5 protein-coding genes are annotated in these 7033 nt (G+C 54.3%); 4 read left to right on the forward strand and 1 reads right to left on the reverse strand.

The genetic code is table 11. The features are described from left to right. A partial coding sequence (locus tag LLF78_08075; GenBank protein MCE5202451.1) for an AAA family ATPase occupies positions 1-1280 on the reverse strand: 1280 nt, incomplete at its 3' end. Between the two features lie 241 nt (positions 1281-1521). On the opposite strand from LLF78_08075, the gene LLF78_08080 reads away from it, so the two are divergent. From LLF78_08080 to LLF78_08095, 4 genes are all read left to right on the forward strand, one after another. After that, positions 1522-1998 (forward strand): (2Fe-2S)-binding protein, encoded by a 477-nt coding sequence (locus LLF78_08080; protein MCE5202452.1) that lies wholly within the window; start codon positions 1522-1524, stop codon positions 1996-1998. Then, positions 1995-2867 (forward strand): FAD binding domain-containing protein, encoded by an 873-nt coding sequence (locus LLF78_08085; protein MCE5202453.1) that lies wholly within the window; start codon positions 1995-1997, stop codon positions 2865-2867. The genes LLF78_08080 and LLF78_08085 overlap by 4 nt, the downstream gene beginning before the upstream one ends. Next, positions 2857-5115, forward strand: coding sequence for a molybdopterin-dependent oxidoreductase (locus LLF78_08090; protein ID MCE5202454.1), 2259 nt, complete (start codon positions 2857-2859; stop codon positions 5113-5115). The genes LLF78_08085 and LLF78_08090 overlap by 11 nt, the downstream gene beginning before the upstream one ends. A gap of 83 nt (positions 5116-5198) precedes the next feature. After that, a complete protein-coding gene (locus LLF78_08095; GenBank protein MCE5202455.1) occupies positions 5199-6770 on the forward strand; it encodes a BCCT family transporter in 1572 nt (523 codons plus the stop codon). Positions 6771-7033: the final 263 nt, after the last annotated feature.

Here is a 7033-nt window from a genome sequence, read left to right on the forward strand (position 1 = left end):
GAGGACTCGGGCCTTCCCGATATTATGATGTCCAGCGGGACTGTTACGGTGCTTATAAACGCCGTGAGCAGCTCCAGCGACTGGCTGTCAAACCAATGGATGTCCTCGAATACCAGGATCACCTTCCTCTTTGCGGAAATACGCCGCAGTAAGTCCGTTACCATCCCGCTTATGACGATAGGGTTCCTCTCCGTCATAAGGGATACATCCACATTATAGTTAAGGCGCCTGTCATTGAGGAAGCCGGGGAATATGCCGGACAGGACAGACTGGGCGTGCAGGCCGGGATAATCATTGTTTTCTTCCAATGCCCTGCCTATCTGCGTCATTATATTATTCCACGAAGAATACGGATAACCTTCTCCGACGACGCAGGACCTGGAGGATAAAACAAGGGTGCCGGTGCGGTCCAGCACCGATATCGCCCTGTTGATCAGCGCCGTCTTGCCTATGCCGGCTTCTCCGTAGACGTATACGGCTGTGTTCTGCCCGCCGGCGCCTGTCAGCGAGTCAAGCAGCAGTGCAAGTTCGTTCTTCCTGCACCAGAATTTTTCTCCGCTTTCCCCATGCATCTCTTTATCTTTATCCGGCTCTGCGCTTATGATAATTTTTCTGAAATATGCCCTGGCTCTTTCAGACGGCGTTATGCCGAGTTTGTTCCAGACCCTGGATGAGTAGGCATTGAAAAGGACCAGGGCCTTTGCGGGCTGGCCCATATTACAGTAGACCTCCATCAGCTCCAGTACCGAGTCTTCGTCATACGGCTCAATTGCCAGCAGCACCTCCAGAGAGCCGCTAAGCTCAACCGGCAGTTTCTTTTCGTAACAGTATGATATCCTGGCCCTGAGCCATGATGTTATCCTGCGCCTGATGGACTGCCGTATTACGACGACTTGCTCGTCAAATTCATCTGAATCAGCGATGCAGAACCCCCTCAGCGGTTCTTCCTCAATATCTTTCGGCATAGGAATATCAGGGTCGGTGATCTGAGCCAGCTTTGACACATCGTCTTCAAAATTCTTCAAAGTTATCTGATCCCTGTCGATATCGATATATTCAGGTATCGCGTTACGGATGAGATAAAGCGCGTTCCTGAGGTTAGCGGATGCCTGGGAGCCGCTCATATCCTGCCAGAATGCGGCCTTAAGCTGGTTTCTGGTGACAGATCCGTTCAAAGCGACATATATGATCATCATCTCTGCCTTCCGCAGGGTGAAAACAAGTCTTTGTCCGTCAAGCTCTATATAGGGGTTGCCCAGAAAATGCAGGAACAGCGCCAAAGTAAAACCTCCGATTTTTTTAGGTCCGCGATGTATGTAATCATGCCAACAACCGCAAAACACCGATCCTCCGGCTGCGCAAAGCGTCAAAAAAACGTCAAAACAGCGCTGCCCAACAGCCTCTACACCGGTATCTGATATTTTGACGGTCCATTGACGCGTAAAGTATAAACTTATAAATTGAAAAAGAGACAATACAATTATACCGTGAATATATGATTTACCGGCAGGGGGGATCGGTTTGAAGATAGAACTGACGGTCAACGGCAGGACAAGGACCGCGGAAGTCGAGGCTACATCGCGCCTGATCGACATTCTGAGGGATCAGTTCCGGCTTGTCAGCGTGAAAGAGGGATGCGGCGCAGGGGAATGCGGCGCCTGCACGGTGCTCATGGACAATGAGGCGGTCTGCTCATGCGTCGTGCCGGCAGTACAGGCCGACGGCCATGATATAACCACTGTGGAAGGGCTGGAAGAAAACGGGGAGCTCGACGTTATCCAGCAGTCGTTTCTTGAATGCGATGCGGTCCAATGCGGGTTCTGCACTCCTGGCATGATAATGTCAGCCAAGGCGCTGCTTTTAAAAAAACCATCTCCATCCAGGGATGAGATAAAGACGGCCCTCGCGGGCAATATATGCCGCTGCACCGGCTACGTTCAGATAGTGGACGCTGTGGAGACCGCCGCGGCGCACATCAGGGGGAAACAGGCGCTATGACGATACTTATCCGGCCGGAAAGCATCGATGATCTTCTGGCAGACATAAATGAATATCGTGCATCAGAAAGACACCTTTTGGCTGGAGGGACCGACTGGCTCATCAGGAACCGCAGATCTCTGCCCGAAAGCTCCGTCGTATTCGACATGTCCCGCCTGAAGGAACTTCGCGGCATAAGGCTCACGGGATCCGGCCTGCTGGTCGGCGCTATGGAGACGATGAGCTCCATCCACACTAACGGTCTTGTGCGGCAGTACGGCGCCGCGCTGTCGGATGCAGCCTCCGTAATGGGATCCGTGCAGATCCGCAACAGGGCGACCGTAGGAGGCAACCTCGCAAATGCGTCGCCGGCGGCCGATACTCCCTGCGCATTGGCCGCCCTGGATGCGTCGGTGATGATCGTCTCGCCGAAAGCGGCCAGGACCATCCGGGTCGAAAATGTGCTTTCGGCTTCACCGAACGTGAATACCCTTTCAGACGACGAAGTGGTAACGGGTTTTAACATCCCGCTGAGGAAGGGGTACATCTCAGCCTTCAAAAAAATAGGAAGCCGCAGCGAAGTGAGCATCGCGCGCATAAATATGGCTGTTTCCCTCTGCTGCCGGGACGGTCTGTTCTCCGATGTCCGCGTCTATGTAGGCACGCTCGGAACTGCCGCCAAGAGATGCCGCGATGCTGAAAAGGCGTTGGCTCAGCCTGGCACGGACCGCATGGCGAACTTCAAAGAAGCCCTGGCCGGATTCGCGGAGCAGATGATACCCGGAAGGTCTACGCTGCCATATAAAAAGTCCGCAATACAGGGACTCGGCGAAGATATCCTAGCCATGCTGGCCGTAAGGGGAAAGGCGGCAGAACAATATGGAGAGTAGTACGGCGAATAACGGGCGCTTCAAATACATCGGCAAAAGGATACTCCGCGCCGACGGGAAGGATAAGGTGCAGGGGCGGTATAACTACCTTGCAGACGAGCGGTTCCCCGATGCCCTTACGGGAGTCCTTCTGCTGAGCCCCTATGCGAATGCCGTCGTCAAATCGATAGACACATCCGCAGCGAAGCAGACCGACGGGGTCGAGATACTTACATATCTGGACGCCCCGCAGAATAAGTACAACAGCGGCGAATGGTTCTCCGGACAGAATGACCATAGGGATGAGACCGTTCTGACCGGACATGCAAGACACGTCGGAGACAGGATCGCTTTGGTGCTGGCCGACACGGAGGAAAAAGCAAGGAAAGCGAAAGACCTCATAAAGGTCGAATATGAGATATTACCTGCCGTAACAGACCCGCATACGGCAGCCGACCGCGCCGGAGATCTCCACGAAGACGGGATCAGGGAATTCACGGGCAGTTTCAGCTATGGAGACGTTGATTCCGCATTCAGGACCGCCGCACACATCGGATCGGATACCGTTTCCACTCCAAAGATCCACCACGCCGCAATGGAAACTCATTCCGTCCTCGCCATACCGCGCCCTGAAAATGTCATAGAGGTGCGCACGCCATGCCAGATAATATTCGGGGTGCAGCATGCCATCGCGCAGGTGCTGCCTCTGCCCCTGTCAAAGATAAGGGTGGTCAAGGTCAACATGGGCGGCACTTTCGGCGGGAAGCAGGAAGTTGTCTTCGAGGTCCTCTGCGCATGGGCCGCCTGGAGGCTCAGAAGGCCCGTCTTTATAAACACGGACAGGGAAGAGACGATCATATCCACGCGCACAAGGGCCGCTGTCATCGGTAAAGTTGAAACCGCCGTCGACGAAAGCGGCTTAATACTCGGAAGGCGTTTCGACCTGCTCGTCGATGCCGGAGCTTATCTTACGGGCACAAAAAAAGTCATGATGGCGATGGGCAAGAAGACATCCAGGCTGTACAGGATCCCGGCCCTCAGTTTCAGCGGAAAAACCGTGCGTACATCCACTACGCCGGCGGGCGCATGCCGCGGCTACGGTTCACCTCAGATACACACGATAACGGAGATACACACGGACCTGCTATGCAGGAGGCTCGGCTTTGACCCTATGGAGTTCAGGCTTAAGAACCTCATGAGGGAATTTGAAGAAGACCCTTCGGGCGGAGCCAATATCGGCAAAGCGAGGGTCATTGAATGCCTGAAACAGGGCGCCGCCGCATTTGACTGGGAGGCCCGCAGGACACCTGCGGCCATAGGCGGAAGGTTTATGAGGGGAGCCGGCTTTGCCTGCTGCACTCACGGCAACGGGTACTACAGGACGCAATATCACGATTATACGCAGATGTCGCTGAGGATATCAGAAGACGGCTCCGCTGTCCTGCGCACGTCGATACATGAGCTCGGAAGCGGCTCGACAACTGCGATGGCCCAGATAGTCGCAGAGGTCACAGGGATCGGCATTTCAAAGATAACGGTGACGGAGGGAGATACGAACTACACATCCTATGACACCGGATGCCAGGCAAGCAGGGTCATATATGTCTGCGGCGAATGCGCGAGGCTCGTCTCGGAAGAGGCGGTAAAACTGCTCTGCAGTGAGGCGTCAAAGCTTTGGGATACCCCTGTGCGCCTGATCAACGGTAAACTTTCATACAACGGCCGGACTGCGGAGATAGGCGACGCCGTCGCTGAGATCATGCTGAAAAACAGAGTCTCGATAGAGGCCCATACGGAGTACAGGCCGGAATTGAATCCGGCGTCTTTCGGGGTCCATTTTGCGGAGGTGATCGTAGATAAGCTGACAGGTCTGGTCAAAATCAATAAATACCTTGCCGTACACGATATAGGGCAGTGTATCAACCGCAGCTTTGCAGAGGGCCAGATATACGGGGGGGTGCAGATGGGAATAGGCATGGCACTCACAGAAGAGCTCGCTTTCGACAAAGACGGCAGGCCCGGAGCAAGAAATTTCGACAAATATCACCTCATCAACGCGCCCGATATGCCGGAGGTCGAGGTGCTCCTCATAGAGGACGGCGAACCTGGCGGTCCCTTCGGAGCCAAGAGCATAGGGGAGATCTCCACCGTCCCAGTCTCTGCGGCAATAGCAAACGCAGTAAACAGGGCTATGGGCACTTCAATGACATTTCTGCCGCTGACACCGGCAAAAATAGTTGCCGCGATATCAGGACAGACGGTCGTCTGAACTGCGGCAGGGAGTTTTTCAAGTAAGGGGTCCGGATGGCCGATAACGGCCATAATTTCAGCTTTATGAGGAGGAAAAATAGAATGGCAAGTGAACAGAAGAAACCCGCAGCCGAAATCAATAAGGGGATACGGTGGGAGGTATTCCTTCCTGCCTATGTCGTGGTGGCAATAGCCGCGATAGTCGGGATCGTAAACAAAGATGCTCTCACAAAGGCCAGCAACTCTTTCTTCTTCTGGTCTCTCGACAGCTTCGGCTGGCTGTACCAGCTGTCCATCATGGCAAGCGTCGTACTCGTCGCTGTCGTGACCTTTTCTAAGCTGGGGAAAATGAGGATCGGCGGCAAAGATGCCAAGCCGAAATACAGCTTTGCCACATGGTTTGCAATGACCCTCACCGGCGGGATCGCCACCGGGATCGTGACCTGGGGAGTCAACGAGCCGCTAATCTACTACGGGAATATATGGGGAGAGCTCAACCAGCTGGGGATCCCCGCAGCTTCGCCTCAGGCCGCTATTTTTGCGATCGCAAGATGTTTCTATAACTGGACGTTCGTCCCATACGCGATCTACGCACTTTGCGGACTGCTTGTCTCCTACATCTACTATCACAAGAAAGACAGCCTGACCGTGACCGCAACACTCAAACCGCTCTTCGGCGAACGCGTGGCAAGCCGCTCATCTTCGGCGGTGATCGACACGCTCTCTATGCTGGCGCTGACAATAGGCCTTGCCACAGGGCTGACGATGTGCATAACACTCGTAATAGCAGGACTCAAGGGAGCCTATGGGATCACAGAGAGCCTGCCCTTGTTTATCGGTATCGGCGCTTTGATAATCTTTGTATTCACATTTTCATCATACGTGGGACTCGATAAGGGGCTCAAGGTCATCGGCAGCCTCAATGCATGGTTCTATTACGGGCTGCTTGCGCTGCTTCTGGTGACCGGACCCACGCTTTTCATAGTCAGGATCGGCACTGCCGGACTTGCGGAGTGGATGCACAATTTCTGGCTGTGGGGACTTGACCCGATCAACATAGGCGGCGAGGCTCTGACACGTTCATGGACGCTCTTTGACTGGGCCTTCTGGGTCGGCTACGCGCCTGTCACGGGCATATTCCTTGCCATGCTCTCATACGGAAGGACGGTGCGCGAATATATGGTAGTCAACTGGATACTGCCGTCCGTTTTCGGCATCATATGGTTCTCGATATGGGGCGGAAGCGCGATCCACATGCAGATGACGGGAGGCGCGGACCTCGTAGGCGCGATCAACAGCGGCGGCGCTGTCATGGCGCTGTGGGAATTCCTAAAGAATCTGCCGTTCGGGCTTGGAGTGATCGTCATCCCCATAAATATCCTCATTATCCTGGTATCTTTCATCACATGTGCGGACGCCACCCTGACCAATATCGGCTCGATGTGCGTCAGGGACGTTCCGATAGGCACTGAGCCCCCTGCAAAACTCAAGGCGCTGTGGGGAATATCCGTCGGCATAGTCGCCATCATAATGGCGGCATACGGCGGCGGAGCGCAGGGCGTGGACGGAGTGAAGGCGCTTGCCGCGGCCGCAGGGTTCGTAGTGCTCTTCATCTTTGTGATACAGGTTATAGCTTTTATAAAGGTGTTCTTTGTTGACAAAGTGGAAGAATAAGTTTAACGGTTCTATATAGTTGCAGACGGGGGACGGACAGAGCCCCCGTCTGCAATTATAATCAGAGCTGGTGAATTGGTTCGTGGTTTTCTTAAAGATCGGAGGCATGACAATGGGAAAGGTAGTGCTGACAGGCAACGATTTAAACCTGGAAAAACTCCGGGAGATCGCGGTCGGACGCGCTGAGGTCGAAATCAGCCCCGAGGCCGATGCCAGGCTTGAGGCTTCACGGCAGCTGGTATACGACCTTGTGGACGACGATG

Source organism: Synergistaceae bacterium (genome assembly GCA_021372895.1).
Taxonomy (GTDB): Bacteria; Synergistota; Synergistia; order Synergistales; family Synergistaceae; genus JAJFTP01.

Bases quoted from the DNA above. Each gene is read 5' to 3' on its own strand.
- LLF78_08085 (MCE5202453.1), top strand. From the start codon at position 1,995: ATGACGATACTTATCCGGCCGGAAAGCATCGATGATCTTCTGGCAGAC.
- LLF78_08090 (MCE5202454.1), top strand. From the start codon at position 2,857: ATGGAGAGTAGTACGGCGAATAACGGGCGCTTCAAATACATCGGCAAA.
- LLF78_08095 (MCE5202455.1), top strand. From the start codon at position 5,199: ATGGCAAGTGAACAGAAGAAACCCGCAGCCGAAATCAATAAGGGGATA.